Genomic DNA, 25,202 nt, shown 5'->3' with positions numbered 1-25,202 from the left:
CGCCGCCTATATCGTCCTTCGGGGATGCATAGATCGACACGGATGTGAGTGATGGCGCGAGCGCCGGTGATGGCGGCGGGTGGTATTGTGCTGCGGCGGGGAGCGGTGCCGCTGGTTGCAGTCGTGCGTCAGCGCAAGCGCAATGAATGGGTCCTGCCCAAGGGCAAGCTCGACGACGGTGAGACTCCGAAAGAGGCCGCGCACCGCGAGGTGCTGGAAGAGACCGGCCACGACGTCGCGATCCACGAATTTCTGGGCACGCTCGTCTACCAGTCCGGCGGCCGCTCAAAAGTCGTGCATTTCTGGCGGATGGAAGCAGACGGCGGTCCGGTTCGCAAGCTGATGAACGACATCAAGGCGGTCGACTGGCTGCCGCTGGACGACGCGCTTGCACGCCTGTCGCGGGAATACGAGCGCGCCTTCCTGACCCAGATCGGCCCGATCGCGCTTGCGGCCGCGGGGTTGGCGTCCGCGCCGGTGGCCGAGCCGGTACCGTCGAGCGACGACATCGATGCCGCCTTGCAGACATTGACACCCGCCGAAGCCGCGTCCGTCGAGGAGCTGAGGCATGGTCTGCTGCAAAAGGTGAAGGCCTGGCTGCGCGGCGAGGCGTGAGTTCAAGCGCGCTGCTTTCGCGAGTTAATGCGGTTGGGCGAGCGCCAACTCCCTCCACATCGTGATTGCGAGCGCAGCGAAGCAATCCAGGATCCTTCCGCGGAAAGATCCTGGGTTGCTTCGTCGCAAGGGCTTCTCGCAATGACGAAGGAGAAAGCGGCGCGGCGAGGGCGGCGCTATCACCGCCGCTCCTTCTCCTTCGGAGCCGGCGCCGGTCTGCGCGGCGCGGCTGGGCGTTGCGGGGCAGGGAGGCGCTGCTGGAAGCCGCCGGGGCGCTGCATGCCCGGCTGTTGAGCTGCGGGCGGCTGGCCCGGCTGCATCCCGGTGCGCGGCAGTTGCGGCTGCGGATGAGTCCCGCCCGGCTGTGACGGCATGACTCCACCGGGCTGAATTTGCCCACCACGCTGCGGCTGTGTTTGCGGCGTGCCGTTTGGCTTTGCGCCCTGTCCTTCGCGCGGTGCACGTGGACGTCCGGCGCCTTCGCCGCGCTGCGGCTGGCCTTGCTGCTGGCCTCGCGGCTGCTGCCCCTGGCCCGCACGCTGGCCACCCGGCTGCACCGCGCCACCTTGTCCCTGCCGTTGCGGCGGCTGGGTGCCTTGCCGGCTTGGTGTGCCCGGCTGCTGCTGACCCGGACGGTTGTTCTGGCCGGGCTGGCCGTTCGGTCGCTGCGGCTGCTGTCCCGGCGCGGTCGTCGGCCGCAATTGTTGTTGCTGCGGCGGCTGGACCGGCCGCGGAATGCGGCTGAGCGCGGTCGGATTGGCGCGGCGGAAGTCGCGTTGCTCGGTAACGATCTGGCGGCCCGTGGTTTGCGCCAGGTGCACTTGGCCGACGAAGCCGCGGTCGCGCGCGATCTGCTGCGCGGGAATCGTGATCGGCACCGCGGCGAAGAGCATCGCGCCGGCAATGCCCGCGCCGGGGCGGATCGCAAACCCGCTCGCGCCTTGCGTCAGTGCGCCGAGCCGAGCGCCGCTGCTGCGGTCGTCGACGTCGATGTGGCCGACGCGGCCGTCGGCGTCGGGATAGAGCTTGATGTTGACGTTGCGCGCGTTGCTCGCTACCGCGCCCTCGGGCACGTCGACGACGCCGGTGGTGCCGCGGATGCCGAGCGTCGCGGTCGGCGTCGTGATCTTCATGTTGCCGGTCTTCGCCACCGCAGCCGCGACGAAGGCGACCGTGCCCCTGCCGACGTCGAAGATCGCGGAGTTCTGCTTGCCGCCGTCCTCATAGACGTAATTGTCGATGGTGATCTTCGAGCTGGCTGAAAGATTGAACGTGGTGGCGTCGTCGAAAGTGATGCCAACTGTGGAGTTCGACGAGGTCTGCACGACGTCGTTGAGATAGATATCGTCGCGCACGCGCAGCGGATAGGAATTCTTGTCACGGATTACGGTCGCGATGCCTGTCACCGTCGCGACGTTGCCGATCGGTTCGACGGCGGCGGGTTGTGCGTCCGCGGCCGGTGTCGGTGAAGCCGACGGCGCCGGGGAGGACGCTGGCGCCGGCTGCGCTTGTGGCTGGGCCTGCGCAACTTCGATCGCATCGGATGCGATCGCAACGCTCGCGCCGGCCAGCGGCAGGGCCAGCAGGGCGAGCGCGAACACGAAGCGGCGCCAGGCCAGCATTGATGGCACGAGGAAGTCCCGGTGAGAACGCGAGGCGAGATCGGTTGATATCAGCCGGGAGGACCTGAATGGCGGATGAACGTGTGTGGCAGGAGGAGGGCCGAACATTCAAACGGCGCTCTCTCTCCTTATGGTGGAGGAGCGCGCCCCTTTGCGCGCGTGGCGGACGACGCTGCGCGTCGCCGCGAGAACCATGCAGGCCCGCTGTCGATCCGGGCCTCGCCCTTCGAGACGCCTGCTATGCAGGCTCCTCAGGGTGAGGGGATAGAGTGGGGCCGACGTGCGAGATCCCGGGTCGCCCGGGATGACGAGGATAATGTCAGCTCACGCGCTTCCAGGTCTGGCCGCCGCAGAACATGCCGCCGAAGGCACAGCCCTGCACGCGCATCGCATTCGGGCCCTTCATCGCGATGGTCGAGTCGTAATTGCGGCCGGAGTCGGGATCGTGGATGCGGCCGCTCCACTTCGAGCCCTCTGGCTTCATGTTGATCAGGATGCGCGCATTGGTCTTCACGGCATAGCCGCAGAGATTGGCGCCGCACTGCTCGACGCGGACATTGCCCTTGTTCTCTTCGGTCGCCCAAACGCCGATCGGCGTGTTGGCGGCTTGCACGGGCGCGGCGGCCGCCGGAGCCGGAGCAGGAACATAAGCAGGGGCCGGCGCAGCGGCGACCGGAGCAGGAGCCGCAACGGGCGCGGGCTGCGTCGTCGCATCGATGGACGGCGCGGCGGCGACGGTCGCCGCAGGGGCCGCGGGAGCAACAACGGGGGCGGCCGGCGCGATCGCTTGCACGGGCGCCTGTTGCACGGGCTGCGGCGCCGGGGCGGGCTGCGCGGTGGTGGCGGGAGCCGGCGTGGTGTCGACGTCATCGTCCTTGGAGCCGCCGAGGCCCTTCAGGTTGATGTTGTTCAGCTTGATCGGCTTGTCCGACAGGCCCGGCGCAACGATGGTCACGCAGTTGAGCGAGGCGCAGTTGCGCGGCGTCTCGATGCGGATGTGCTGGCCCTCGATCTGGAACGAGATCGTGTTGCCGCCGGCATGGGCGGCGGTCGACGCCAGAAAGAGCGCGGCGGCGACGGTGAGCTTGTTCATGACAACCTCCGAAAATGGCGTGATCCCGATGGACTGAAGTCGCTGGTGGATGAAGCGTGGTTCGACCCTACGCCGGACCGGCCGGGCGTTCTGTGATGGGGGTCACAACGATGCGCGCCGTCTGGGTGAGGCAGCGCACATTCAGCGGCAACGCCTCTGCGTAAGCTCGTGGCGACACTCAAGGAGGTGTGGATGAAACGGCTTGCGACTTCGCTTGGCACCTTGATCGCACTGATGGCGATCACGCCCGCGGCCGTGGCCGGCTCCTATTCTTTCTCGATCGGCGGTCACCGCTTCCGCGTTGAGTCGCCGCGCAATTGCCGGTCTGCTTCTTGTGTTTCGGTGTCCAGCCGCAGCCTTCGACCGACAGAGGACGTCAACACGACGTCAGCCGCGCCGCCTGCGGTCGCGGCGCTGCAGCCGGCCTATCCCCCGGCGCCGGTCAAACCGGCGCAAGCGAGCGTCGTCGCGGCATCGCCAGCGCCGACCGGCCCTGTTGTCGCCGCCACGACGTCGCAGCCCGTTGTCGTGCCGCCGACCGGGGTCGAGACGCCGACACTCGCGGCGTCGAACCTCAATCCACCGCGGGTCGACCTGCCGCCGCGCATGGAGCCGCCGCCCTTCCCGAGTCCCGAGATCAAGCAGACCGCAACGATCGCACAGCCCAGCGAGGACGAGCCGGCCTATATGCCGCTCGGCGAATGGGAGAGCCCCGGCGCCAAGGGCACGGTCCGCATCGAGCGCTGTGGTCCTGCATTGTGCGGTTACGCGCTGACGGAGGCGTCGAGCCGCGGCGAGAGCGTGCTCGTCAACATGAAGCCGAAGTCGCACGACGTCTGGACCGGCAACATCTACAGCCGCTCCAGCGGCAACACCTATTACGCGACCATGACACTGAAGAGCTCCGGCAGGCTCCACGTCGAAGCCTGTGCGCTCGGCCGTTTCCGGTGCTCCGGCAATGACTGGACGCGGATCGAGGCGCCGCGAGAGCAACTGATCACGACATCGCGGCAATGAGGAGAGACTGTCACCCCACCCCGTCTCACATTCAGCTGCGCTTCATGTGAGCCGACCCTCCCCCTCCAGGGGAGGGTAAGCGGCCGCGATGTGGTTGATCGATGCTAGATCATGCCGAGCACGATGGCGCCAACGAACGCCATGGCGAGGTACGCGGTGACTATGCTCAGTCTCCCGGCGAACGTCATGAGGTCGCTCCCTCCGTGCGCGCCGCTTTGCGCGCGGGCATTATGGTTAACAGAGAGTCTCCTCGCGAAAAAGTCAGGCTTGCTGTCGCTCGATCCTGCCGGCTCCGGGCGCGCACCGGCCCGTATGGTTAAAGAACTCTGAAATCAACGTGTTGAAGAGTCTTTAAGTAAATTCACCGAACGTGCGTGCATGACGCGCGGAGTTCGTTTGTATCTCGTCGGCTCCATCGTCCTTGTTTCGCTAGCGGGTTGCGGACGCGGCTTCTTCCAGGCCGAACGCGAACCGTGGCGGGCCGAGGCCGAAGCCGCATGCCTGAAATCGGGTGCGGTAAAAGAGGGGCCGGATCTCGTCCGCATCGACCCGATCTCCGGGCCCGGCATGTGCGGCGCCGAGTTTCCGCTCAAGGTCGCCGCCATCGGCGAAGCCTCGAGCAGTTACGGCTTTGCCGACGAGGAGCTGCGCCCGCCGGGCAGCATCGGCGGCCAGCCGCGCTGGCCGGTGACGCAGCCGCGGTCGAATTACCCCCAGAGCCAGAATTATCCGGCATCGTCCTATCCGCAACGATCGAACTATCCCGAAAGCGCGGTGCGCCAACCCTCCGGCTATGGCAGCTCGAGCGGGCCGGTGTCGCTAAACGCGCCCGGCGTCGCCGCGCAGGAGGACGAGATCGACCTGCCGCCCGATGGCACCGACGCCGCGGGAGCGGCACGCTACATGAATGCGCCGAGCTATCCGGCGCGGCCTGCACCTTACTCCCAGGCGCCTGCGCAGCAGCCGCCGCCGCGCCTTGGCCCGGCGCAGGGCAATCCCGTCACGGCCGTCGGTCCGGTCGCGATCAAGCCGACCGCGACGCTCGCCTGTCCGATCGTGTCCGAGCTCGACCGCTGGCTCGCCGACACCGTGCAGCCCTCCGCGATGCGCTGGTTCGGCGTCCGCGTCGCCGAGATCAAGCAGATCTCCGCCTATTCCTGCCGCGGCATGAACGGCAATCCGCATTCTCACATCTCCGAACACGCCTTCGGCAACGCGCTCGACATTTCCGCCTTCGTGCTAGCCGACGGCCGCCGCGTTACCGTGAAGGATGGCTGGCGCGGCATGCCGGAGGAGCAGGGATTTTTGCGCGACGTGCAGTCGGGTGCCTGCGCGCATTTCACCACGGTGCTCGCGCCGGGGTCGAACGTCTATCACTACGATCACATCCACGTCGATCTGATGCGCCGTGCCAGCCGCCGTCTGATCTGTCAGCCCGCCGCCGTCTCCGGTGAAGAGGTCGCCTCGCGTGCGCAGTCGCGCAGGCCGTACGCGAATGCGCGCGAGCCTTCCGTGACCGGCTCGCTCGGTGCGCGCAAGAGCACGGGGCACAAGCGCGAGGAAGACGACTACGCCGACGATTAGACGGAGCAGTTGCTCTTGTAGCTGCGCTCACGGAGGCTACGATCTACTTCGGCTTCGCCGGTGCGGGGACCAGCCCCATGCAGAGCTGCACCTCGCCCGGCACGTTGTAGGTTCGCATGATATGGCGGCTGTCGCGCAGACCGGACGCCTCACGCTGCACCACGAACATCCAGAGCGCCTGGCCGGCTTCCGCCACCAGCTTGCGCCTGGCCGGCTGCAGCGAGGCCGGCGCCTCCGAGGAGGGGTGCGCGGCGTCGAACTCGCGCAAGCGCGTCAGCGCCTGTTCGAGTGAGCGGCCCATTCGTCCAAGCGCGGAGGCCTGTTCCTGGACGATCTCGTAATGGAGGATATCGACGGGCGGGCGAAGATCACGGGACATGGCCGCAAATATAGGGCCGCCTGACTGGTCCGCGCAACGCGCCGCTACTTCGCCTTATACGCGGCCAGGAACATCCGCGTCGCGCTGTCGACCACCTCGGTCATGCGCTCTTCCGACGGCGCGGGCGCAGCCTGGAACACGAAGGGCAGGAACAGCGAGGCCTTGCACAGCTCCATGAACTGCGACGCTGCGAGGTCGCAATCGTCGATCCTGAGATCGCCGGAGGCGACATGGACCTTGAGATAATCGGAGAGGCGGTTGATGGTCTTGTCCAGCACTCGCGCATAATAGCGGCGGCCGACATCGGGCATGCGCTCGGCGATCGCCATCACGGTGCGGATCGCCGATCCGCCGCCGGGCCGGCAGAGCAAGTGGATGTAGGCCCGGCCGAACTCCTTCAGTGTGGTCTCGGCATCGCGCGTGGGATCGAAATTGAACACGACCTGGCCGAACTGGAGCGCCTCCTGCTCGAGGATGGCTTCGAACAGCGCGCTTTTGTCGGCGAAGTAGACGTAGAGCGTGCCCTTGGAGACCTGCGCGGCGCGCGCGATCTCGCCCATGCTGGCGCCGTCGAAGCCGAGATCCATGAACACTTTGCGGGCGCCATCCAGGATCTGGCGACGTTTGGAGCCGTCCTCCTCCTGGATGACGTGCAGATGATCGCGGCCGGCTACAACCATTGGTTCAGGGTCTCGGCAGGTTTTTGAGTCGGGTCGGCGGCCATGAAACCCGAATAAAGGATTCTCGTCAGTAGGGTGCGGCCGGGATTATTATGTATATTGACCGAACCGTTCGGTCAATGATATTTGGATTAGCGAGAGGGAACAGGCCGCACGCCGGGTGCCCCTTTGATCGCGCTTTTTGGGGAGGCCTTTATGGCCGTATCGAGAGACCAGGCCGCGCGCGTCCTTCGCCAGGATCCGGTAGAGGAGCACGCGGACGGTGATGCCGCGATCGAGAACGCTGCCCCCCTTGCCGAGCAATTGCGCGCTCAATTGGCCGAGGAAGCCAAGCGCCGCACTGCCGAGGCGCCGGAGAAGCCCGCGACCGACAAGCCGGCCGCATCTGCGCCGGAGGCACCCGCTGCCGGCGCTCCCAAATCCGGCAAGCGCAAGTTCGTCCTGATGGGCGTCGGCCTCCTGCTGGCGCTCGCGGCCGCGAGCTATGCCGGCTACTACACGCTGGTTGGCCGCTTCTACATTTCCACCGATGACGCCTATGTCCGCGCCAACAACACCATGCTGGGCGCGCGCGTCTCCGGCCACATCGCCTCGATCCTTGCCGGCGACAACACGACCGTGAAAGCGGGCGACATTGTCTTCCGCATCGACGAGGGTGACTACAAGATCGCGGTCGATGCCGCCGCGACCAGGATCGCGACCCAGCAGGCCACCATCGATCGCATCGGCCGCCAGGTCGCCGCGCTCGACAGCCAGGTGACGCAGGCCAAGGCACAGCTCGTCTCGGCCGAGGCCGGCCTCAAGCGCGCCGATCTCGACTATGAGCGCCAGCAGGCCCTGAGCAACAAGGGGTTTGCCTCGCGCGCCACCTTCGAGAGCTCGGAAGCCGGACGCGACCAGGGCGCCGCTGCGGTCAAGGCCGCGCAGGCCGCCTACGACGTTGCAATCAGCAATGTCGACGTCGCCAAGGCGCAGCAGGCCGAAGCGCAGGCCCAGCTCGCCGAGCTCAAGACCACGCTCGCCAAGGCCGAGCGCGACTTGGCCTTCACCGCGGTCCGCGCGCCGGTCGACGGCACGTTCTCCAATCGCCTCGTCAACACCGGCGACTTCGTCGCGGTCGGCCAGCGCCTCGGCAACATCGTGCCGCTGGACGCCGTCTATATCGACGCCAATTTCAAGGAAACGCAGCTCAAGCGCATCCGTCCCGGCCAGCCGGTGACGATCAAGGTCGATGCCTACGGCATGCGCAAGTTCTCCGGTGTCGTCGACAGCATTGCGGCGGGTGCGGGCTCGGTGTTCACTCTGCTGCCGCCCGACAACGCCACCGGCAATTTCACCAAGATCGTGCAGCGCGTGCCGGTCCGCATCCGCGTGCCGAAGTCGGTGGCGAAGCAGAACCTGCTTCGTGCCGGCATGTCGGTCTATGCAACCGTCGACACCAACAAGGGCGCGGCCGACGCCGATAGCGAGGTCGACCTCGACGATCCCACCGCGATCCACCCGCAGTAGCCACAGCCTGAGCGCTGCGAGGTCAGACCATGGCCAACGCCACCACCGCTTCGCCCGCCATGATGGCCGATCCCGCTTCGGAGCGCATCGCGCCGAAGCGGCTGTTCGCGTTCATCATCATGGTGTTCGGGATGTTCATGTCGATCCTGGACATCCAGATCGTCTCGGCCTCCCTGAGCGAAATCCAGGCCGGATTGTCGGCGAGCTCCAGTGAGGTCTCCTGGGTTCAGACCGCCTATCTGATCGCCGAGGTCATTGCGATCCCGCTGTCCGGATTCCTGTCGCGCGCCTTCGGCACGCGGTTGTTGTTCGCAATCTCGGCGGCCGGATTCACTGCGTCGAGCCTGCTCTGCGGCTTCGCCACCACCATCGAGGAGATGATCCTCTGGCGCGCGCTGCAGGGTTTCCTCGGCGCCGGAATGATCCCGACGGTGTTCGCCTCGGCCTATACCGTTTTTCCACGCTCCAAATTCCACATCGTCGGTCCCATCATCGGGCTGGTCGCGACGCTGGCCCCAACCATCGGGCCGACGGTCGGCGGTTACATCACCGACCTGATGTCGTGGAACTGGCTGTTCTTCATCAACGTCGTACCCGGCATCGGCATCACCCTGGGCGTGCTGGCGCTGGTCGATTTCGACGAGCCGCATTTCGAGCTGCTCGACCGCTTCGACTGGTGGGGTCTCTTGTTCATGGCCGGCTTCCTCGGCACGCTGGAATATGTGCTGGAGGAGGGGCCGCAATATGAATGGATGCAGGATACCTCGGTCGCAATCTGCGCCTGGATCTGCGCGATCTCGGCGATCGCCTTCTTCTGGCGCGTCTTCACGGCGGCCGAGCCGATCGTCAACCTGCGCACCTTCTCCAACCGCAATTTCGCGATCGGCTGCGTCCTGCAGTTCTGCATCGGCATCGGCCTCTACGGCCTGACCTACATCTATCCGCGCTATCTCGCCGAAGTGCGCGGCTACAGCGCGCTGATGATCGGCGAGACCATGTTCGTCTCCGGGATCACGATGTTCCTGGTCGCGCCGCTGGTCGGCCGCCTCATGGTGAAGCTCGACATGCGCTACATGATCGCATTCGGCCTCGTCGTGTTCGCGATCGGCTCCTACCAGATGACCTGGATCACGCGCGACTACGATTTCTACGAGCTGCTGGTGCCGCAGATCCTGCGCGGCGTCGGCATGATGTTCGCGATGGTGCCCACCAACAACATCGCGCTCGGCACGCTGGCGCCTGATAGGGTGAAGAACGCCTCGGGCCTGTTCAACCTGATGCGCAATCTCGGCGGCGCGGTCGGACTCGCGGTCATCAACACCGTGCTCAACGACCGCACCGATTTGCACATCACCCGCCTGCAGGAGCGCGTGACCTGGGGCAATGCGTCGGCGACTGAAACTCTGACCATGTTCATGCAGAAGTTCCAGGGCCTCGGCGATTCCACGCTGATGGCGATGAAGCAGCTCTCCCAGCTCGTGCACCGCCAGGCCGTCGTAATGAGCTTCGGCGATGCCTTCTTCGTGCTGACGCTGTTCTATCTCGGCCTCAGCCTGCTGGTGACACTGCTGAGCAAGCCGGCCCCACTGACCGGCGGCGGCGGCGACGCGCATTGATCTTGCCACACACGCGGTGTCATCGTCCGGCTTGACCGGACGATCCAGTTTTCCAGAGGCGCGTTGGTGAACTCGCTCTCACCACATCCGCCGCGGCGTACTGGATGCCCCGCTTTCGCGGAGCATCACGGCGGAGGGCGGGGCGGCTGTGGAGCGCACCAAGGCCGCGCGCACCAAATTGCAACACTCATCCGTGATCTCGCGCGAGCCCCGTTGCAAGTCGCAAACGACACATCTATAAAGCGCACCTCATTCATTCGAACCGGGGAGAGATTTGCATGATTTCGTCGCTTTCGCAGATCGTACGCCCGCGCTCGATGATGTTCTGGTTCGGTATGTACGCGGCCTGTTAGAGGCCTCCTCCGCCAGTTTCGATTGGGCCAAGTTTTCGACCAAGCGTCCCGATCGCTTTCTTTCCCAAGCCAAAGCCAACCTTAAGTGACGCCGTCTCGGCCCTCGCGGCCGGCCTGCGTCCATCGATGGAGCCGGCCCGCGCCAAAAGCGGCCGGATGATGTCATGACCGCTCTGTCAAAAAAGCCCGCGGCGATACGCCTGGTGCTGCCCTTCGTATTCCGGCACTGGCTGAAGCAGCCGGGACGGGGGCTCATCGTGGCCGGCGGCCTGCTGGGTGCGACCATTGCCGACCTGTTCATGCCGGTCTTCTCGGGCCGGCTGGTCGATGCGCTGACGCGTGGCCCATCCGATCCCGATGCGCGGCATGCCGCCCTGGTTGCCTTCGGCGCCATCGTGGCGCTGGGCGCTGCCTCCGTGGCGCTGCGGCTGGCCGGCCTGCAGGCGATCGTGCCGTTCACGCTCAAGACCATGTCGGACGTCGCACAGGAGGCCTTCATCCGTGTGCAGCGCTTCTCCACCGACTGGCACGCAAACTCCTTCGCGGGCTCCACCGTGCGCAAGATCACGCGCGGCATGTGGGCGCTCGACCTGCTCAACGACACCATCCTGATGGCGTTGGCGCCCTCGCTGCTGGTGTTGATCGGCTCGATGGTCCTGATCGGGTTGCATTGGGCCTCGCTCGGCGTGGTGATCGCGGTCGGCGCGTTCTTCTACGTCACCATCACCGTCGTGTTCTCGACGCGCTACATCGCGCCGGCCGCCCGAGTCTCCAATGCCTGGGACACCAAGGTCGGCGGCACGCTTGCGGATGCCCTGACCTGCAACGCGGTGGTGAAGTCGTTCGGCGCGGAAGCGCGCGAGGATACGCGGCTCGCCCGCGTCATCAACCGATGGCGCGTGCGGGTGCGGCGGACCTGGCTGCGCTACAATTACACGGCCATGGCGCAGCTGTCGCTGCTGCTCTGCCTCCGCACGTCCGTGATCGGCGGCGCGGTGCTGTTGTGGATGTCGGGACGCGCCTCGCCTGGCGACGTGACCTATGTGCTGACCAGCTACTACATCATCCACGCCTATTTGCGTGACGTCGGCATGCACATCAACAACCTCCAGCGCTCGGTCAACGACATGGACGAGCTGGTGGCGATCCATGCCGAGCCCATCGGCATCGCCGATGCAACCGATGCGCGGCCGATCGCGATCGAGGGCGGCGAGATCGTGTTCGACGACGTGACGTTCCACTATGGCGGCCATCGCGCGCCGCTCTATGACGGGCTGTCGGTGACGATCCGGGCCGGTGAACGTGTCGGCCTCGTCGGACGCTCCGGCTCCGGCAAGACGACCTTCGTCAAACTGGTGCAGCGGCTCTACGACGTCACCGGCGGCCATGTGCTGATCGACGGGCAGGACATCGCTATGGCGACGCAGCAATCGCTGCGCAGCCAGATCGCGATCGTGCAGCAGGATCCGATCTTGTTTCACCGCTCGCTCGCCGAGAACATCGCCTATGGCCGGCCCGGCGCCAGCCTCGAGGCGATCGAGCAGGCGGCGCGGCTTGCGAACGCGCACGACTTCATCCTGCGCCTGCCCAAGGGCTACGGCACGCTGGTCGGCGAGCGCGGCGTGAAGCTGTCGGGCGGCGAGCGGCAGCGCGTGGCGCTGGCGCGCGCGTTCCTGGCGGATGCGCCGGTGCTGATCCTGGACGAGGCGACCTCGAGCCTCGATTCGGAATCGGAGGCGCTGATCCAGGAGGCGATGGAGCGGCTGATGAAGGGCCGCACCTCGATCGTGATCGCGCACCGGCTGTCGACGGTGCGCAGCCTCGATCGCATCCTGGTGTTCGACCGCGGCGAGGTCGTCGAGCAGGGCACCCACGCCGTGCTCGCGAGCAAGCCTGCAGGCATCTATCGCGGCCTGTTCGAGCGCCAGGTGGTGGAGCTCGGGCGCGTCGCAGCGGCGGAGTGAGGGGGCGGCAGCGGGGCGAACGTCCCGCTGTCACGCCGCCAAGGAATTCGTCAAGGAATGCGTCAAGGATGGAATGAGATGAAAGACCTGACGAACGGCTCCATCGTAAGACACATCCTGGCCATGGCACCTCCGATCATGGCCGGCATGATCTCGATCATGATCTGCCAACTGGTCGATCTGTACTTCGTGTCGGGCCTGGGCGATGCCGCCGTGGCGGGCGTCGCCGCGGCCGGCAATGCTGGCTTTCTCGTCAACGGGCTGATGCAGGTGCTCGGTGTCGGCGCGGGGGCACTGATCGCGCATGCCGTGGGACGCAAGGACCGGCCGGATGCGAACCTGATCTTCAACCAGGCGATCGTGCTGTCGGTGCTGTTCGGACTGTCGACCCTGCTCGCAGGTGCCGCGCTGTCGCGCGCCTACATGCGTTCGATCGCAGCGGACCAGGCCACGATTGAGGCCGGGACCACTTATCTGCTGTGGTTCATGCCGGCGCTCGCGCTGCAGTTCGCGACCCAAGTCATGGGGGCTGCGTTGCGCGCGACCGGTATCGTGCGTCCCACCATGCTGGTGCAGGCGTTTGCTGTGGCCATCAATATCGCGCTGGCGCCGGTCCTGATCACGGGCTGGGGCACCGGTCATGCGCTCGGGGTCGCCGGTGCGGGGCTGGCGAGCTCGATCGCGGTCGCCATCGGCGTGCTGGTGCTGCTGGCGTATTTCCGCAAGGTCGAGCGCTATGTCGCTTTCAATCCGGCGCAATGGCGCCCGCAGCCGCACCATTTGAAGCGCATTCTCAATGTCGGCCTGCCGGCCGGCGGCGAGTTCGCGATGATGTTCATCTTCATGGCGGTGGTCTATTACGTGCTGCGCGATTTCGGCGCGGCGGCGCAGGCCGGCTTCGGCATCGGGCAGCGCGTGCTCGGCCTGATCAACATGCCGGCGCTTGCGGTCGGGCTGGCGGCCGGGCCGATCGCCGGCCAGAATGTCGGCGCAGCCAACGCTGCGCGCGTGCGGGAAACTTTCGTCAAGGCCGCCTTGATCGTCACGATCGTGATGACCGGCTTCATGATCCTTGCGCAGGTGAAGCCGGAGCTGCTGCTCGCCGGATTCTCGAACGACCGCGAGACCATGGACATCGCCTACCTGTTCCTGCGGATCATCTCGCTCAACATGGTCGCACAGGGGTTGATCTTCACCTGCTCGAGCATGTTCCAGGCGCTCGGCAACACCAGGCCGGTGCTCTTGAGCTCGGCGACGCGCGTCTTCACCTACTCGCTGCCGGCGATCTGGCTGTCGACGCGGCCGGGCTTTCGCATGGAGTACGTCTGGTATTTGTCGGTCGCGGCGACAATATTGCAGGCGGGCTTGAGCCTGTGGTTGCTGCGCCGCGAGTTCAGGAAGCGCCTGACTTCGGCGCCGAAGGAGAAGGCCCCAGAGCAGGAGAGCGCCGAACCCATTGTGCCTCTCGCCCGCGAGCCTGCGTAACGGTGGCTTGTTCCATCCCGGCTGCTCCGGCTAACTTGCCGGGCGGTTGAGGATGGTGGGCTGCAGAAGGGCCAATGACCGGAGTGACGAACGAGCCGCGGGCGGCGTCATGGCTCTCCGCGATCTGGGCGGCGCGCTATCGCACGCCAGCCCGCTTCGTTGCGTTGATCGCGCTGCTGCTGCCGTGGACCACGACCGGGCTGATCTTCGCGCTCATACCCTGGCTGATCGCGTTCGCATTCGTCGATCTTCGCGCGTTTCCACGTTCGCTGCTTCGCCCGATCTGCCTGCTGCCGATCGCGCTGGTCGCGCTCGCCGTCGTCGGAACGTTCTGGTCGGATGCGCCATGGCCGGAGCGAATCCACGCGATCGGGCCGTCGGCGAAGCTGCTGGTCATTCCGCTCCTGATCTACCAGTTCGAGCGCTGGCCCTACGGCCATTGGGTGTTTTCCGCCTTTCTGGCGTCCTGCGCGGCCTTGATGCTCTATTCCTTCGCCGTCGCCTTCGACCCCGCACTCTCGCTGAAGCTCTATCTGTCGCGTGGGCCTTTCAGGGTCGAAAGCGGGATCGCAGTGCGCAACTATATCGACCAGAGCCAGGAATTCGCGCTCTGTGCGCTCGCGCTGGTCTATCCGATCGTGTCGCTGCTGCGACAACGCCGCGCCGCCACCGCGGCGCTGTTCGCGGTGCTCGCGATCGGATTTCTCGCCAACATGTTCTTCGTCGTGGTCTCGCGCACGGCGCTGGTGACGCTGCCGATCCTGGTGGTGCTGTTCGCGCTGCTGTATCTGCGCCTGCGTGCGGCGCTGCTTGCCGCGGGCGCGATGGGGCTGCTGGCCGTGCTGCTCTTTGGCGTGTCGCCGCATCTGCGCATGACGGTTGCGAAGTTTCAGGCCGATTATGAGACGAGCGTGCAGGATCGTCAGGTCAGCGGCATGGGTTCACGTCTGGAATACTGGAGGAAGTCCCTTCGCTTCATCGCCGATGCGCCGCTGGTCGGCCATGGCACCGGCTCGATCCGCGGCCTGTTCGCAAGCGTGGCCGCCGATGCGAAGATCGATCCGCTGCGCGGCGAGGTCGTCAGCAACCCGCACAATCAGACCCTCAGCGTAGCCGTGCAGTGGGGCGTCGTCGGTGTCCTGATCCTCTACGCGCTCTGGTTTGCGCATCTCTCGCTGTTTCGCGGCGCGGGGCTGGCCTGCTGGATCGGCCTACTGGTCGTGGTGCAGAACATGCTGACCTCGCTGCTCAACACGCATTTGTTCGACTTCACGCCGGGCTGGATCTACGTCCTCGGCGTCGGTGTCGCCGGCGGCATGGCGCTTGGCAGGAAGACGCAGAATTAGAGTGCGCCGAGACTGTTCCAGACGAGGGTCAGGCCCGACAGGAACAGCAGGCCGAGCACGACGTCGCCAAAATGCTTGTCGTTGAGGGCGTGATAGACGCGCGCGCCGGCCCAGGCGCCGATCAAAGTGCCGGGAAACGCGACCAGCGCCAGCCAGATCACCTTGAGCTCGACGAGGCCCGATGCGGTCTGCAGCACCAGTGCTGTCGCGAGCACCGTGAAATTGAAGAGCTGAAAGATGCCGCGCCGCTCATGCTTGTTCCAGCCGCGGATGTTGGCCCACAGGATCGGCAGTGGCCCGGACAACCCGGCGAGGCCGCCAAGAATACCGCCGGCAAAGCCGATCGCGCCGTCGGCGAGGCGGCCGCCGAACTTGATCGCGAGCGGCCTCTTGTTCAGATAGAGCGCGCTCGAAAAGACCAGAATCAAAATGCCGACGCTCAGCTTGAACACTTTTGGATCGGCGGAGGCGATCAGCATGGTGCCGAGCGGCACGCCGATCAGACCGCCGATCAGGAACGGCCAGACCAGCGAGAGATCGAAGCTCTTCCACATCGAGGGCAGCGTCGAGGTTTGCGCGATCACCGAGCAGATCAGCACCAGGGGCACCGCGAGCGAGGGCGGCAGCACGTAGAGCCAGATGCCGAGCGCCATCAGTGCCGTGCCGAACCCGGCCAGGCCCGAGACGAAGCCGCCGGCCAATGCGCCGAGCAACAGCAGCGCGTAGGTGAGCGTTTCCAACAGAATGTCCTCGTCGCCGGGCGATCCCGAACTGTTGATCGCCGTCGCCCGCATAGCATGCTTGCTGCTGTGCAAGTCAATCCGCCCTGCACGCAAGCGTGATCTGCGGCGCCGGGCGTTCGCGAAAGACACGCCTACATGACGGTCGTACTTCAAATCGGGGCCCGCCGCCGCCATCTGCGCTCGGATCGGACGGCCCGGAATGCGACGATGGAGAATGACCATGACCCGCACTGAAATCGCCGCTGCAGCCGCGCTGTTGGCGGCCGCCTTGATGCCGACAATGGCCCAGGCGCAGCTTTCAGAGCCTGCGGCCTATCAGGCCGCCCATCCCGACCGCGACGTGCTGAATGGCGGCCAGCTCACGCCTGCGGCGCGTGCGGCTCTCGGTCAGCGGGGCGCGCCCAGCGATGCATATGCCTTGCAGGCCTATCCGTCGCCTGGGGCACCGGTCGTGCGCTCGACCCATCGCCGTCATCGTCGATGATCTAGACGATCTGTCTGGTGTCGGCGGGCTTCTGCAGCGCGCCGACCAGGATGCGTAGCGCTTCCGTCAATTCAGACCTGTTCCGTGCCGCGCCCAGCGAGACGCGCGCCGCATGCGGCGGTGTCCCATCGATCGTGAAGGCATCGCCGGCGACGACCGCAAGTCCGTTCCGCAACAGATGCGCCGCGACATCGGGCCGGTCCTCAGGCAGCCGCAGCCACAGATGATGCGCCGCCGGCTTGGCCAGGAACTGGAAGCCTTTCAGTGTGCGCTGCGCGAGCTGTTGACGGCCGACCGCCTCGCTGCGGATGGCCGTGATGATGCGATCGGCAATGCCGCTTTCGATCCAATGCGTCACCAGCGCGACCATCAGCGGCGCCGGCATCTGCACGGTCGCCTGCAAATACGTCCGCATCTCCCGCTGCGCCTCGCTGTCGGGCGTCACCAGATAGGCAACGCGGAGCGCCGGCGCGATGCATTTTGACAGCGTGGTCGCAAGATAAGTCCGCTCCGGAATGAGATTGGCGATCGGCGATGCCGAGCGGTCGAGCAGGCCGTAGGCGTCGTCCTCGATCAGGATCGTGCCGGTATCGCGGATGATCTTTGCGATCGCGCCGCGCCGCTCGGGGACAAGCGTCGCGGTGGTCGGATTGTGCAGCGTCGGGATGAGATAGACGGCCTTCGGCTTGTGCACGCGGCAGGCCTTTGCCAGCGCATCGGGCTGGATGCCGCCATCATCCATGGCGACGCCGACGAGCTTGATGCCGAGCCGCGCTGCTGCGGCCTTGATGCCGGGGAATGTCAGCGCCTCCGTCAGCACGATGTCGCCGGGCCGCGCCAGATGGGCGAGCAGGTTGAACAGGATCGTCTGCGTGCCCGGAAAAATCACCAGCCTGTCGGCATGCGCGTGCGGCACCCGTGCGCGCATCCAGCGCGCGGCGACCTCGCGCTCATGCGCGCTGCCGCCGGGCGGCTGATAGTTGAGATACGCCGTCAGGCCCGATTGCGCGCGGATCGCTTCCATCCCGGCGATGATGCGCTCGTCGAGCTGCGCCTCCAGCGGATGCGGCGGCACGTTCATTGAAAGATCGATCGCGACGGGATGCGGCAGATCGACCGCGCGGCGCGCGCTGGTCTCCGACACGAACGAGCCCTGTCCGACCCGCGCCTCCATGATTCCGCGACGCCGCGCCTCGGTGTAGGCGCGCGTCACCGTGGTGAGGTCGACGTCGAGCGCCTTTGCAAGCGCGCGCTGCGTCGGCAGTTGTTGGCCACGCACGAGCCGGCCGGCGGCGATGTCGGCCTCCATGGCCTCGACGATGCGCTGGTAGCGCGGCCCTGATAGCTCCGAGATTGTCGGGGTCCAATCCATGCAATTTAGGTCCGCATTCTTTGAATGTCTGGATACAAAAGATTATTGTATGGATCGTCGAAAAGGAAGAGGTGTAGTCATGGCGGCCGATTCAGTCTCTCTGACGAAGGCGATGTGGCGCGGCTTTCGCGGCAAGTGCCCGAACTGCGGCGAAGGACATCTGTTCGGCCGTTTCCTAAAGGTCGCAAACAGCTGTGATCATTGCGGCGAGGAGCTGTTCCACCAGCGCGCCGATGACTTCCCCGCCTATCTCGTGATCGTCCTGGTCGGCCATCTCGTGGTCCCCGCGATCCTGGCGGTCGAGACCGCGTATGCGCCGGCGGTCTGGCTGCAACTCGTGGTGTGGTTGCCGGTGACGCTGTTCGCCTCGCTCGCGTTGCTGCAGCCGACCAAGGGTGCCATAGTCGGGCTGCAATGGCAGATCGGCATGCACGGTTTTGAGGTGAGCAAGCAGCGGCGCGAGGCCGTCCAGCTCGCGCCGGTGCTGGTAAAAGCGGACACGCGCGCGGCCCGAGGCGCGGCGACGTTAAGTCGTTCCTGAAAATGGTGAGGGGTTCGATGCGGTCAGCATCGAACCCCTCGTTGCTTCCTTAGCGCTCGAAAACGCTTTAGAATATCAGCCGGCCTGTAAGCCGGGTTCTGTAAGGCATCGTCCGCTTGCGCGAACGATACGTGACGGCCATTCCTCTGGGACCATGTTTGCACATGGCCTCGAGCAACCTACCCGGACGGCGGGCCTGACATCGCCCCGCGGCGTTATCGCTTGCGCGAGCAGCCCGCTACGCCGTCCCTATTCGGTTTTGCTCCCGGTGGGGTTTGCCATGCCGGCTCCGTTGCCGGACCCGCGGTGCGCTCTTACCGCACCTTTTCACCCTTACCCGTCTACGCAGCGTTCGCTGCTACGACGCGGCAGGCCCGAGGGCTTGCCGCGCCAAAGCCCCGTAGGGGCGAAGGCGGGCGGTTCGTTCTCTGTGGCACTTTCCCTGGGGTCGCCCCCGCCGGACGTTATCCGGCACCGTATGTCAAGGGAGCCCGGACTTTCCTCCCCGGCGGCCTTTCGGCACCTGCCGGAGCGGCCGTCCGGCCGACTGACTGACAACGCATGGGGCATTTGTGACGGTTTCGTCAAGCCGATATCGCGGCCCACGATCCGCCCGAAATAATTTATCCTGAAGATGTCGTTTGCTGCGTGCCCCGTTCGACTGGATGTCGGCGACACAGCCGAACAACAGGAGTGAAGCGATGCAATATCTGCTCATGATCTACCAGAACGAGGCCGAGTACGCGAAGATTGACACCGGAACCAGCCAGAAGATGTCGGCGGAGTATGAAGCCTTCACGCAATCCATCATCCGGAACGGCAATTTCAAGGCCGGCGATCGGCTGCGACCGACCACGACCGCGACGACGGTGCGTGTGCGCGACGGCAAGATGCTGACGACCGATGGACCGTTTGCGGAGACCCGCGAGCAGCTCGGCGGCTACTATCTGATCGAGGCCAAGGATCTCGACGCCGCGATCGAGATCGCGGCGCGGATTCCGAGCGCGCGCGTCGGTTCGATCGAGGTGCGGCCGATCTGGGTCTACGACAAGTGACGGCCGGGCCGCGCGTCGCCGCATGACCCCAGGCGAGATCGACAAAATCTTCCGCGACGAGGCGGGGCGGGCGCTGGCCACGCTGATCCGCCTCGTCGGCGATTTCGATCTCGCCGAGGACGCGCTTCAGGATGCTTTTGCCGTCGCGCTGGAACGCTGGGTGGCGTGCGAGGTCCCCGACAATCCGCGCGCCTGGCTGGTCAATATCGCCAGGCACAAGGCGATCGATCGTGTCAGGCGCCAGGCTGTCTTCCGCGGCAAGCAGCAGGCGCTCCTGCACGAGATCGAGCTCAACGCGCAAACGGTCGACGAGCCGGCGACAACGCTCGACGACGACATGCTGCGGCTGATCTTCACCTGTTGCCATCCGGCCTTCGCGCCAGAAGTTCAGGTCGCGTTGACGCTGCGCACCGTCTGCGGGCTGTCGACCACGCAGGTCGCGCGCGCCTTTCTCGTGGGCGAGGAGGCGATGGCGCAGCGGCTGGTCCGCGCCAAGCAGAAGATCAGGCTCGCCGGCATCCCCTACGAGGTGCCCGAGCGCGAGGCGCTGGCGCCGCGGCTCGATGGCGTGCTCGCCGTGATCTATCTGGTCTTCACCGAGGGCTATGTCGCGACCGCTGGCGCGGATCTGATGCGGCCTGATCTTGCGGCCGAAGCCATCCGGCTCGGCCGCTTGCTTGATCGGCTGATGCCGGATCGCGGCGGCATCAAGGGCCTGCTGGCCCTGATGTTGCTGCACGATGTGCGCCGCGCCGGACGCGAGACCGCGGCCGGCGATATCGTGCTGCTCGAGGAGCAGGACCGCATGCTGTGGGATCGCGTGCAGATCGAGGAGGGCTTGGGCCTGGTCGAGGATGCGCTGCGCGTGCCCGGACGGCCGCAGCCTTATGCTGTGCAGGCCGCGATCGCCGCGCTGCATGCCCGCGCGCCGAGCTTCGAGCAGACCGACTGGCGGCAGATCGCCGGGCTCTACGAGGTGTTGCTGCGCATCTCTCCCTCTCCGGTGATCGAGCTCAACCACGCTGCCGCCGTGTCGATGGTCGACGGGCCGGCACGTGCGCTCGATCTCGTCGATGCGATCAGCGCCCGAGGCGGGCTCCGCGGCTATGAGCTGTTGCCCGCAGTGCGCGCGGATCTGTTGCGGCGAATGGGGCGCAAGGATGAAGCATGCGAGGCGTATCGGGCAGCGACGGAGGCGACGCAGCTCGAGCCGTTGCGGCGGCTCTATGCGCGGCGGGTGAGGGAGATGAATAACTAGCGCCGTCACTTCGACGCGACGGTCGTCCCCTCTGCCGGCAGGCTCGCCAGCAGCGCCTGCAATGTCGACAGCGTCGAATGATCCGCGACACCGTCCAGCCGCGCCGGGCGGAAGTGGCGCTGGAAGGCGGTGACGACTTCCATGGTCGCGGCGTCGTATTTGCCTGTCAGCGGCACGCCGTAGCCGTATCTGGCGAGCGCCTGCTGCAGGCTCAGCACCTCGTCGCTGATAGTGCCCAGCATCAGAGTCTCGCCGCGTACGACCGGGGCCGGCGTCACCCAATGACCGACGCCGGAATTGGCCAGCGAGTGCCACGGAAATTTTTCGCCGGGGTCCTTCTTGCGCGCGGGTGCAACGTCGGAATGGCCGAGCACCCGGTGGGCCGGCACCTTGCGGCGAAGCATGATGCCGCGGCACAGCGCGATCACGGCGGCGATCTGGCGCAGCGGATATTCCGGATAGCCCCAGTCATGGCCGCGATTGATGATCTCGATGCCGATCGAGCAGGAGTTGATGTCGTCCTCGCCGGCCCAGGACGAGACGCCGGCGTGCCACGCGCGCCTGGTTTCGGGCACGCATTGCACGATGCGGCCGTCCTCCAGCACGACGTAATGCGCCGAGACGTCGGTCCCGGCCGTGCACAGCCGCGCCAGCGCGCCCTCGACATCGGGCATGCCGGTATAGTGCAGCACGATCATATCGGGCTGCCGTGCCTTGCTGCGCTCGCCATAGTTCGGCGAGGGGATGATGTCGGACACGATCGAGGAATCCGGCTCGAACGCCCTCATGCTCGCCGCGGCCTTGGGAACCGGGAGAACGCGTTGACGCTTCGAATCAGATCCAGACGGTGTGGACGAACCGGACGGCGGCATAGGCAAACCAAGGTGGGACGGAGAGTGGGCCAAGCCCTTCTCTTTACTATTCCTTTACCCTCCACCCCGCGCAATCGCGCAGCGCGGTTAACGGATGCATTTTGGCGCAAGTGTGTGGATGAAGCATCACCGCCGCATCAGCTTTTCGACTTGTCACGAGCCGAGCAACGCTTTCTTAACGCTAAGGGCCGTTACTGAGGGATGAAGAGCCGACCCGCGTCCGGAGGCGGCCAAAGCGTATTTTGGCTCGAAATCCCATGGCTGCCCGACAAATTCCGCTGGGAACATTGGGTTTGCCGCCCGGGACGACCGGGCTCGGTAACCATGCTGGACGGTGCGGTCGTGGAACCGCCGCGATACGGAGTCATTCGAGGCGTCATGGGCTTGTTCGTCCCCAATCTCGCTTGGACGTCAGGCTGGGCCTCCAGCAGGCCTGGCGCATGAGCCCGGCTCCGCACATTCCCGTTCTTGGCCCTGAGGCCATCGCCCATCTCGCCCCGCGCGATGGCGGTATTTATGTCGATGCCACCTTCGGCGCCGGCGGCTATAGCCGCGCCATCCTCGACGTGCCGGGAACCCGGCTCATTGCCATTGACCGCGACAGCACCGCCATCGCCGGCGGCGCCGAGCTGGTCGAACGCTCCGCGGGCCGGTTGACGCTGGTCGAGGACCGATTCTCCAATCTTGCCGAGGTCTGCGCCGCGCAAGGCGTGGACGCCGTGGACGGCGTCGTGATGGACGTCGGCGTGTCCTCGATGCAGCTCGACCAGGCCGGTCGCGGTTTCTCGTTCCGGCTCGACGGTCCGCTCGACATGCGGATGGGGCAGGCGGGGCCGACCGCGGCGGACGTCGTCGCCCGCGCCTCGGAAGGCGATCTCGCCGACATCATCTATCTCCTCGGCGAGGAGCGGCATTCGCGCCGCGTCGCCCGCGCCATCGTCGCGGACCGTCAGGAGACGCCGTTCACGACCACGCGCGCGCTCGCCGATCTCATCGGCAGGGTGGTGCGCTCCAAGCCCGGCGACATTCATCCGGCGACGCGGACGTTCCAGGCCCTGCGCATCTTCGTCAACGAAGAGCTCGAGGAACTTCAGACCGCGCTCGCTGCGGCCGAGCGCGTGCTCAAGCCGGGCGGGCGCCTCGTCGTGGTCTCCTTCCATTCGTTGGAAGATCGCATCGTCAAGAATTTCCTCTCCGAGCGTTCCAAGACCGGCGGCGGCTCGCGGCATTTACCGGAGGTGGCGCAGGTTTCGCCGAGCTTCCAGCTCCTGACGCGGCGGCCCGTAATCGCCGGTGAGGACGAAGTCGCGCATAACCCGCGCGCGCGCTCCGCAAAGCTCCGCGCCGCCGAGCGCACCTCGGCGCCCGCGCATCAGGATGGCGAACCATCGTCCTGGCCAAAACTCTCCGACGTGATGAGGGGCGGCTAGCGCATGCGCATCATCCACCTCTTCGTCATCGGCGCGCTGATCTTCGCAGCGGCTTATGTCTACCGGATCAAGATGGATTCCACTGCGCGCGTCGAGAAGGTGCTGCGGCTGCATGCGGAGATCCGCGAACAGCGCGACGCGATCGCCTCGCTGCGGTCCGAATGGGCCAAGCTCGACGCGCCCCATCGGCTGCAAGGCCTGTCCGACCGGCATCTGCAGCTCAAGCCGGTCAACGGCACGCAATATGATCAGCTCAAGAACCTGCCGGAGCGTCCGCCGCGGATGTTCAGGCCGGGCGAGCCCGATCCGATCGGCGCCATGCTCAACACCATCGAAGCCGCGAGCGATCCTGACAATGTGACGGGCTCCGTGCCTCAGCCCGAGGACAAGCAATGAGCGGTGCGACTCCGGCCAAACCAACGGAACCCTGGCGCCAGCGGCTGATCCGCAGCCTGCTTTACGGGCGCAATGTCGATCGCGCTGCGAAGGCGCGCGCGCGCGTTGGACTTGCCATGCTCGCCTTCGCCTCGGTCTACGCCCTGATCGGCGGCCGGCTCGTGATGTTTGCGATCGGCGCCGATGCCCATGGCGCGCGCCGCGCCGCGGCGCAGGAGGTGGTGGCGACCGCACGTCCCGACATCGTCGACCGCAACGGTGCCATCCTTGCGACCGACGTCAAGGCGGCGAGCCTGTTCGGCGAGCCGCGCCGCATCATCGACAAGGACGAGGCGATCGAGCTTCTCACGGCGACCGTGCCCGACCTCGACGAGGCCGAGGTGCGCGAGCGCCTGAGGACGCGCAAGGGCTTCGTCTGGCTTAAACGCGAGGTCACGGCGAAGCAGCAGCAGGCCATCCACAAGCTCGGCATTCCCGGCATCGGCTTCCTGCGCGAAAACAAGCGCGTCTACCCGACCGGCAACGAGGTCGCCCACCTCATCGGTCTCGTCAACATCGACAACCAGGGCATCGCCGGCATGGAGAAGTGGCTCGACAACCAGGGCCTCGCCGATCTCCATCGCGCCGGCTTTGCCACCGACCGGCTGCAAAAGCCGATCGAGCTCTCGATCGATCTGCGCGTCGAGCACGCGCTGCGGGACGAGCTCTTGAAGGCCAAGGAGAAGTTCCACACCAAGGCCGCCTCCGGCATCGTCTCCAACGTCAAGACCGGTGAGATCGTGGCGATGGTCTCGCTTCCGGACTTCGATCCGAACAATCCGAAGGAGGCGCACGACCCGGACCGCATCAACCGCCTGACCACGGGCGTCTACGAGATGGGCTCGACCTTCAAGGCGTTCACGCTGGCGATGGCGCTCGATTCCGGAAAGATCAATTTGAACACGTCGTGGGATGCCCGCGGAAATCTGCACTACGGCAAGTTCACCATCCACGACAGTCACCCGCTCGGACGCTTCATCAACACCAAGGAAGTGTTCACCTACTCGTCGAACATCGGCGCCGCGCGGATCGCGCTCGGCCAGGGTGTGGAAGCGCACAAGGCGTTCCTTGCCAAGATGGGCCAGCTGACGCGGCTGCGCACGGAACTTCCGGAGAGCGCGGCTCCGCTGATCCCGCGCCGCTGGGGTGAGCTGAACACGGTCACCATCGCGTTCGGCCAGGGCATGTCGGTGGCGCCGCTGCAGGCGGTGATGGGCATCAACGCGCTGGTGAACGGCGGCTATCTGATTCCGCCGACCTTCATGAAGCGCAGCGAATCCGAAGCGGCGGCGATGGCCAAGCGCGTCATTAAGACGGAGACCAGCGACAAGATGCGGTTCCTGATGCGGCTCAACGCCGAAATCGGCACCGCCAAGACAGCCGACGTCAAGGGCTATTATGTCGGCGGCAAGACCGGCACGTCCGAGAAGGTCATCAACGGCCGCTATGCCAAGAAGCGCGTGCTCAACTCGTTCACCGCCATCATGCCCTGCGATGATCCGAAATATCAGATCCTGATCATGCTGGACGAGCCGCAGGCGATTCCCGAAACCAAGGGCTTCATCACCTCGGGCTGGAACGCGGTGCCGACCGGCGGCAAGGTGATCGAGCGGATCGCGCCGCTTCTGGGCGTCGAACCGCGGTTCGACCTGCCGCCGTCCGAGCGCCTTATTCTTGCAGCATCCAGGACAACCCAGTAATCAATCGGGTGGGCCGTAGCCGCTGCTGAGTCGGGGATTTCCCTCAAGA

Annotated in this window: 22 protein-coding genes and 1 other RNA gene; 15 read left to right on the top strand and 8 right to left on the bottom strand. The window is 65.9% G+C overall.

Annotated elements, in window-relative coordinates:
- Positions 1 to 51 precede the first annotated feature (51 nt).
- Positions 52 to 615, top strand: coding sequence for an NUDIX hydrolase (locus GGD67_RS23770; protein WP_018318648.1), 564 nt, complete (start codon positions 52 to 54; stop codon positions 613 to 615).
- Between the two features lie 179 nt (positions 616 to 794).
- Here GGD67_RS23770 and GGD67_RS23765 read toward each other — a convergent pair whose 3' ends face one another.
- A complete protein-coding gene (locus GGD67_RS23765) occupies positions 795 to 2,237 on the bottom strand; it encodes a FecR domain-containing protein (RefSeq protein WP_179736389.1) in 1,443 nt (480 codons plus the stop codon).
- A 319-nt stretch (positions 2,238 to 2,556) separates the two neighbouring features.
- Positions 2,557 to 3,330 carry a DUF2147 domain-containing protein gene (locus GGD67_RS23760; RefSeq protein ID WP_179736219.1) on the bottom strand — a complete coding sequence of 258 codons (774 nt, stop codon included), beginning with the start codon at positions 3,328 to 3,330 and terminating at the stop codon, positions 2,557 to 2,559.
- Between the two features lie 192 nt (positions 3,331 to 3,522).
- Here GGD67_RS23760 and GGD67_RS23755 point away from each other — a divergent pair, with 192 nt between their 5' ends.
- The gene (locus GGD67_RS23755; RefSeq protein ID WP_179736217.1) at positions 3,523 to 4,347 is read left to right on the top strand and encodes a DUF2147 domain-containing protein; all 825 of its coding nucleotides are present in this window, start codon (positions 3,523 to 3,525) and stop codon (positions 4,345 to 4,347) included.
- A gap of 378 nt (positions 4,348 to 4,725) precedes the next feature.
- Positions 4,726 to 5,931 (top strand): extensin family protein, encoded by a 1,206-nt coding sequence (locus GGD67_RS23750; protein WP_018318653.1) that lies wholly within the window; start codon positions 4,726 to 4,728, stop codon positions 5,929 to 5,931.
- 43 nt (positions 5,932 to 5,974) lie between these two features.
- Here the strand turns inward: GGD67_RS23750 and GGD67_RS23745 are convergent, their stop codons facing one another.
- Both GGD67_RS23745 and GGD67_RS23740 read right to left on the bottom strand, forming a co-directional pair.
- Positions 5,975 to 6,310 carry a DUF6665 family protein gene (locus GGD67_RS23745; RefSeq protein ID WP_018318654.1) on the bottom strand — a complete coding sequence of 112 codons (336 nt, stop codon included), beginning with the start codon at positions 6,308 to 6,310 and terminating at the stop codon, positions 5,975 to 5,977.
- 44 nt (positions 6,311 to 6,354) lie between these two features.
- Entirely contained in the window at positions 6,355 to 6,990 is a 636-nt protein-coding gene (locus GGD67_RS23740) for a TetR/AcrR family transcriptional regulator (RefSeq protein WP_179736215.1), read from the bottom strand.
- 195 nt (positions 6,991 to 7,185) lie between these two features.
- Between GGD67_RS23740 and GGD67_RS23735 the strand changes: the two genes are divergently transcribed.
- The 5 genes from GGD67_RS23735 (at position 7,186) to GGD67_RS23715 (ending at position 15,263) form a co-directional block, all read left to right on the top strand.
- Positions 7,186 to 8,499, top strand: coding sequence for an HlyD family secretion protein (locus GGD67_RS23735; RefSeq protein WP_179736212.1), 1,314 nt, complete (start codon positions 7,186 to 7,188; stop codon positions 8,497 to 8,499).
- A 29-nt stretch (positions 8,500 to 8,528) separates the two neighbouring features.
- Positions 8,529 to 10,115: a DHA2 family efflux MFS transporter permease subunit gene (locus tag GGD67_RS23730; RefSeq protein ID WP_179736210.1), complete on the top strand. Its 1,587-nt coding sequence runs from the start codon at positions 8,529 to 8,531 to the stop codon at positions 10,113 to 10,115.
- Positions 10,116 to 10,632: 517 nt separating this feature from the next.
- Entirely contained in the window at positions 10,633 to 12,432 is a 1,800-nt protein-coding gene (locus GGD67_RS23725) for an ABC transporter ATP-binding protein (RefSeq protein ID WP_179736207.1), read from the top strand.
- A 78-nt stretch (positions 12,433 to 12,510) separates the two neighbouring features.
- Entirely contained in the window at positions 12,511 to 13,917 is a 1,407-nt protein-coding gene (locus tag GGD67_RS23720; protein WP_179736205.1) for an MATE family efflux transporter, read from the top strand.
- Between the two features lie 74 nt (positions 13,918 to 13,991).
- Positions 13,992 to 15,263, top strand: coding sequence for an O-antigen ligase (locus GGD67_RS23715; protein WP_179736203.1), 1,272 nt, complete (start codon positions 13,992 to 13,994; stop codon positions 15,261 to 15,263).
- Here GGD67_RS23715 and GGD67_RS23710 read toward each other — a convergent pair.
- The gene (locus tag GGD67_RS23710; RefSeq protein ID WP_179736387.1) at positions 15,260 to 16,003 is read right to left on the bottom strand and encodes a sulfite exporter TauE/SafE family protein; all 744 of its coding nucleotides are present in this window, start codon (positions 16,001 to 16,003) and stop codon (positions 15,260 to 15,262) included. The genes GGD67_RS23715 and GGD67_RS23710 overlap by 4 nt on opposite strands.
- A gap of 223 nt (positions 16,004 to 16,226) precedes the next feature.
- Between GGD67_RS23710 and GGD67_RS23705 the strand changes: the two genes are divergently transcribed.
- A complete protein-coding gene (locus GGD67_RS23705) occupies positions 16,227 to 16,490 on the top strand; it encodes a hypothetical protein (RefSeq protein ID WP_179736201.1) in 264 nt (87 codons plus the stop codon).
- A gap of 1 nt (position 16,491) precedes the next feature.
- Here the strand turns inward: GGD67_RS23705 and GGD67_RS23700 are convergent, their stop codons facing one another.
- Positions 16,492 to 17,862 carry a PLP-dependent aminotransferase family protein gene (locus tag GGD67_RS23700; RefSeq protein WP_179736199.1) on the bottom strand — a complete coding sequence of 457 codons (1,371 nt, stop codon included), beginning with the start codon at positions 17,860 to 17,862 and terminating at the stop codon, positions 16,492 to 16,494.
- Positions 17,863 to 17,911: 49 nt separating this feature from the next.
- Between GGD67_RS23700 and GGD67_RS23695 the strand changes: the two genes are divergently transcribed.
- A complete protein-coding gene (locus GGD67_RS23695; protein WP_179736385.1) occupies positions 17,912 to 18,403 on the top strand; it encodes a DUF983 domain-containing protein in 492 nt (163 codons plus the stop codon).
- Between the two features lie 71 nt (positions 18,404 to 18,474).
- On the opposite strand, the gene rnpB is transcribed toward GGD67_RS23695, so the two are convergent.
- Positions 18,475 to 18,954, bottom strand: an RNA gene (gene rnpB / locus GGD67_RS23690) — RNase P RNA component class A.
- 150 nt (positions 18,955 to 19,104) lie between these two features.
- Between rnpB and GGD67_RS23685 the strand changes: the two genes are divergently transcribed.
- Together GGD67_RS23685 and GGD67_RS23680 are read left to right on the top strand one after the other, a co-directional pair.
- Positions 19,105 to 19,458 carry a YciI family protein gene (locus GGD67_RS23685; RefSeq protein ID WP_026202052.1) on the top strand — a complete coding sequence of 118 codons (354 nt, stop codon included), beginning with the start codon at positions 19,105 to 19,107 and terminating at the stop codon, positions 19,456 to 19,458.
- Positions 19,459 to 19,480: 22 nt separating this feature from the next.
- A complete protein-coding gene (locus tag GGD67_RS23680; RefSeq protein WP_179736197.1) occupies positions 19,481 to 20,716 on the top strand; it encodes an RNA polymerase sigma factor in 1,236 nt (411 codons plus the stop codon).
- Positions 20,717 to 20,721: 5 nt separating this feature from the next.
- On the opposite strand, the gene GGD67_RS23675 is transcribed toward GGD67_RS23680, so the two are convergent.
- On the bottom strand, positions 20,722 to 21,504 hold the full coding sequence (locus tag GGD67_RS23675) for an N-acetylmuramoyl-L-alanine amidase (RefSeq protein ID WP_092253477.1): 783 nt from the start codon (positions 21,502 to 21,504) through the stop codon (positions 20,722 to 20,724).
- 524 nt (positions 21,505 to 22,028) lie between these two features.
- Here GGD67_RS23675 and rsmH point away from each other — a divergent pair.
- The 3 genes from rsmH to GGD67_RS23660 are packed head-to-tail and all read left to right on the top strand — an operon-like array spanning position 22,029 to position 25,153.
- Entirely contained in the window at positions 22,029 to 23,018 is a 990-nt protein-coding gene (gene rsmH, locus GGD67_RS23670) for a 16S rRNA (cytosine(1402)-N(4))-methyltransferase RsmH (protein WP_179736195.1), read from the top strand.
- A gap of 3 nt (positions 23,019 to 23,021) precedes the next feature.
- Positions 23,022 to 23,414: a hypothetical protein gene (locus tag GGD67_RS23665; RefSeq protein ID WP_092253473.1), complete on the top strand. Its 393-nt coding sequence runs from the start codon at positions 23,022 to 23,024 to the stop codon at positions 23,412 to 23,414.
- The gene (locus tag GGD67_RS23660; RefSeq protein WP_179736193.1) at positions 23,411 to 25,153 is read left to right on the top strand and encodes a penicillin-binding protein 2; all 1,743 of its coding nucleotides are present in this window, start codon (positions 23,411 to 23,413) and stop codon (positions 25,151 to 25,153) included. Before GGD67_RS23665 ends, GGD67_RS23660 begins: the two co-directional genes overlap by 4 nt.
- Positions 25,154 to 25,202: the final 49 nt, after the last annotated feature.

The organism is Bradyrhizobium sp. IAR9, from assembly GCF_013408065.1.
Classification (GTDB): Bacteria; Pseudomonadota; Alphaproteobacteria; order Rhizobiales; family Xanthobacteraceae; genus Bradyrhizobium.
This window is presented reverse-complemented; position numbering and strand designations above follow the sequence as displayed.

What these genes read in the sequence shown, in the direction of transcription:
- GGD67_RS23680 (WP_179736197.1), top strand. Translation starts at nt 19,481, where the DNA reads ATGACCCCAGGCGAGATCGACAAAATCTTCCGCGACGAGGCGGGGCGG.
- GGD67_RS23665 (WP_092253473.1), top strand. Translation starts at nt 23,022, where the DNA reads ATGCGCATCATCCACCTCTTCGTCATCGGCGCGCTGATCTTCGCAGCG.
- GGD67_RS23720 (WP_179736205.1), top strand. Translation starts at nt 12,511, where the DNA reads ATGAAAGACCTGACGAACGGCTCCATCGTAAGACACATCCTGGCCATG.
- GGD67_RS23725 (WP_179736207.1), top strand. Translation starts at nt 10,633, where the DNA reads ATGACCGCTCTGTCAAAAAAGCCCGCGGCGATACGCCTGGTGCTGCCC.
- GGD67_RS23685 (WP_026202052.1), top strand. Translation starts at nt 19,105, where the DNA reads ATGCAATATCTGCTCATGATCTACCAGAACGAGGCCGAGTACGCGAAG.
- GGD67_RS23770 (WP_018318648.1), top strand. Translation starts at nt 52, where the DNA reads ATGGCGCGAGCGCCGGTGATGGCGGCGGGTGGTATTGTGCTGCGGCGG.
- GGD67_RS23675 (WP_092253477.1), bottom strand. Translation starts at nt 21,504, where the DNA reads ATGAGGGCGTTCGAGCCGGATTCCTCGATCGTGTCCGACATCATCCCC.
- GGD67_RS23730 (WP_179736210.1), top strand. Translation starts at nt 8,529, where the DNA reads ATGGCCAACGCCACCACCGCTTCGCCCGCCATGATGGCCGATCCCGCT.
- GGD67_RS23715 (WP_179736203.1), top strand. Translation starts at nt 13,992, where the DNA reads ATGACCGGAGTGACGAACGAGCCGCGGGCGGCGTCATGGCTCTCCGCG.
- GGD67_RS23740 (WP_179736215.1), bottom strand. Translation starts at nt 6,990, where the DNA reads ATGGTTGTAGCCGGCCGCGATCATCTGCACGTCATCCAGGAGGAGGAC.
- GGD67_RS23745 (WP_018318654.1), bottom strand. Translation starts at nt 6,310, where the DNA reads ATGTCCCGTGATCTTCGCCCGCCCGTCGATATCCTCCATTACGAGATC.
- GGD67_RS23660 (WP_179736193.1), top strand. Translation starts at nt 23,411, where the DNA reads ATGAGCGGTGCGACTCCGGCCAAACCAACGGAACCCTGGCGCCAGCGG.
- GGD67_RS23700 (WP_179736199.1), bottom strand. Translation starts at nt 17,862, where the DNA reads ATGGATTGGACCCCGACAATCTCGGAGCTATCAGGGCCGCGCTACCAG.
- GGD67_RS23705 (WP_179736201.1), top strand. Translation starts at nt 16,227, where the DNA reads ATGACCCGCACTGAAATCGCCGCTGCAGCCGCGCTGTTGGCGGCCGCC.
- GGD67_RS23695 (WP_179736385.1), top strand. Translation starts at nt 17,912, where the DNA reads ATGGATCGTCGAAAAGGAAGAGGTGTAGTCATGGCGGCCGATTCAGTC.
- GGD67_RS23755 (WP_179736217.1), top strand. Translation starts at nt 3,523, where the DNA reads ATGAAACGGCTTGCGACTTCGCTTGGCACCTTGATCGCACTGATGGCG.
- GGD67_RS23750 (WP_018318653.1), top strand. Translation starts at nt 4,726, where the DNA reads ATGACGCGCGGAGTTCGTTTGTATCTCGTCGGCTCCATCGTCCTTGTT.
- GGD67_RS23760 (WP_179736219.1), bottom strand. Translation starts at nt 3,330, where the DNA reads ATGAACAAGCTCACCGTCGCCGCCGCGCTCTTTCTGGCGTCGACCGCC.
- GGD67_RS23765 (WP_179736389.1), bottom strand. Translation starts at nt 2,237, where the DNA reads ATGCTGGCCTGGCGCCGCTTCGTGTTCGCGCTCGCCCTGCTGGCCCTG.
- GGD67_RS23735 (WP_179736212.1), top strand. Translation starts at nt 7,186, where the DNA reads ATGGCCGTATCGAGAGACCAGGCCGCGCGCGTCCTTCGCCAGGATCCG.
- rsmH (WP_179736195.1), top strand. Translation starts at nt 22,029, where the DNA reads ATGAGCCCGGCTCCGCACATTCCCGTTCTTGGCCCTGAGGCCATCGCC.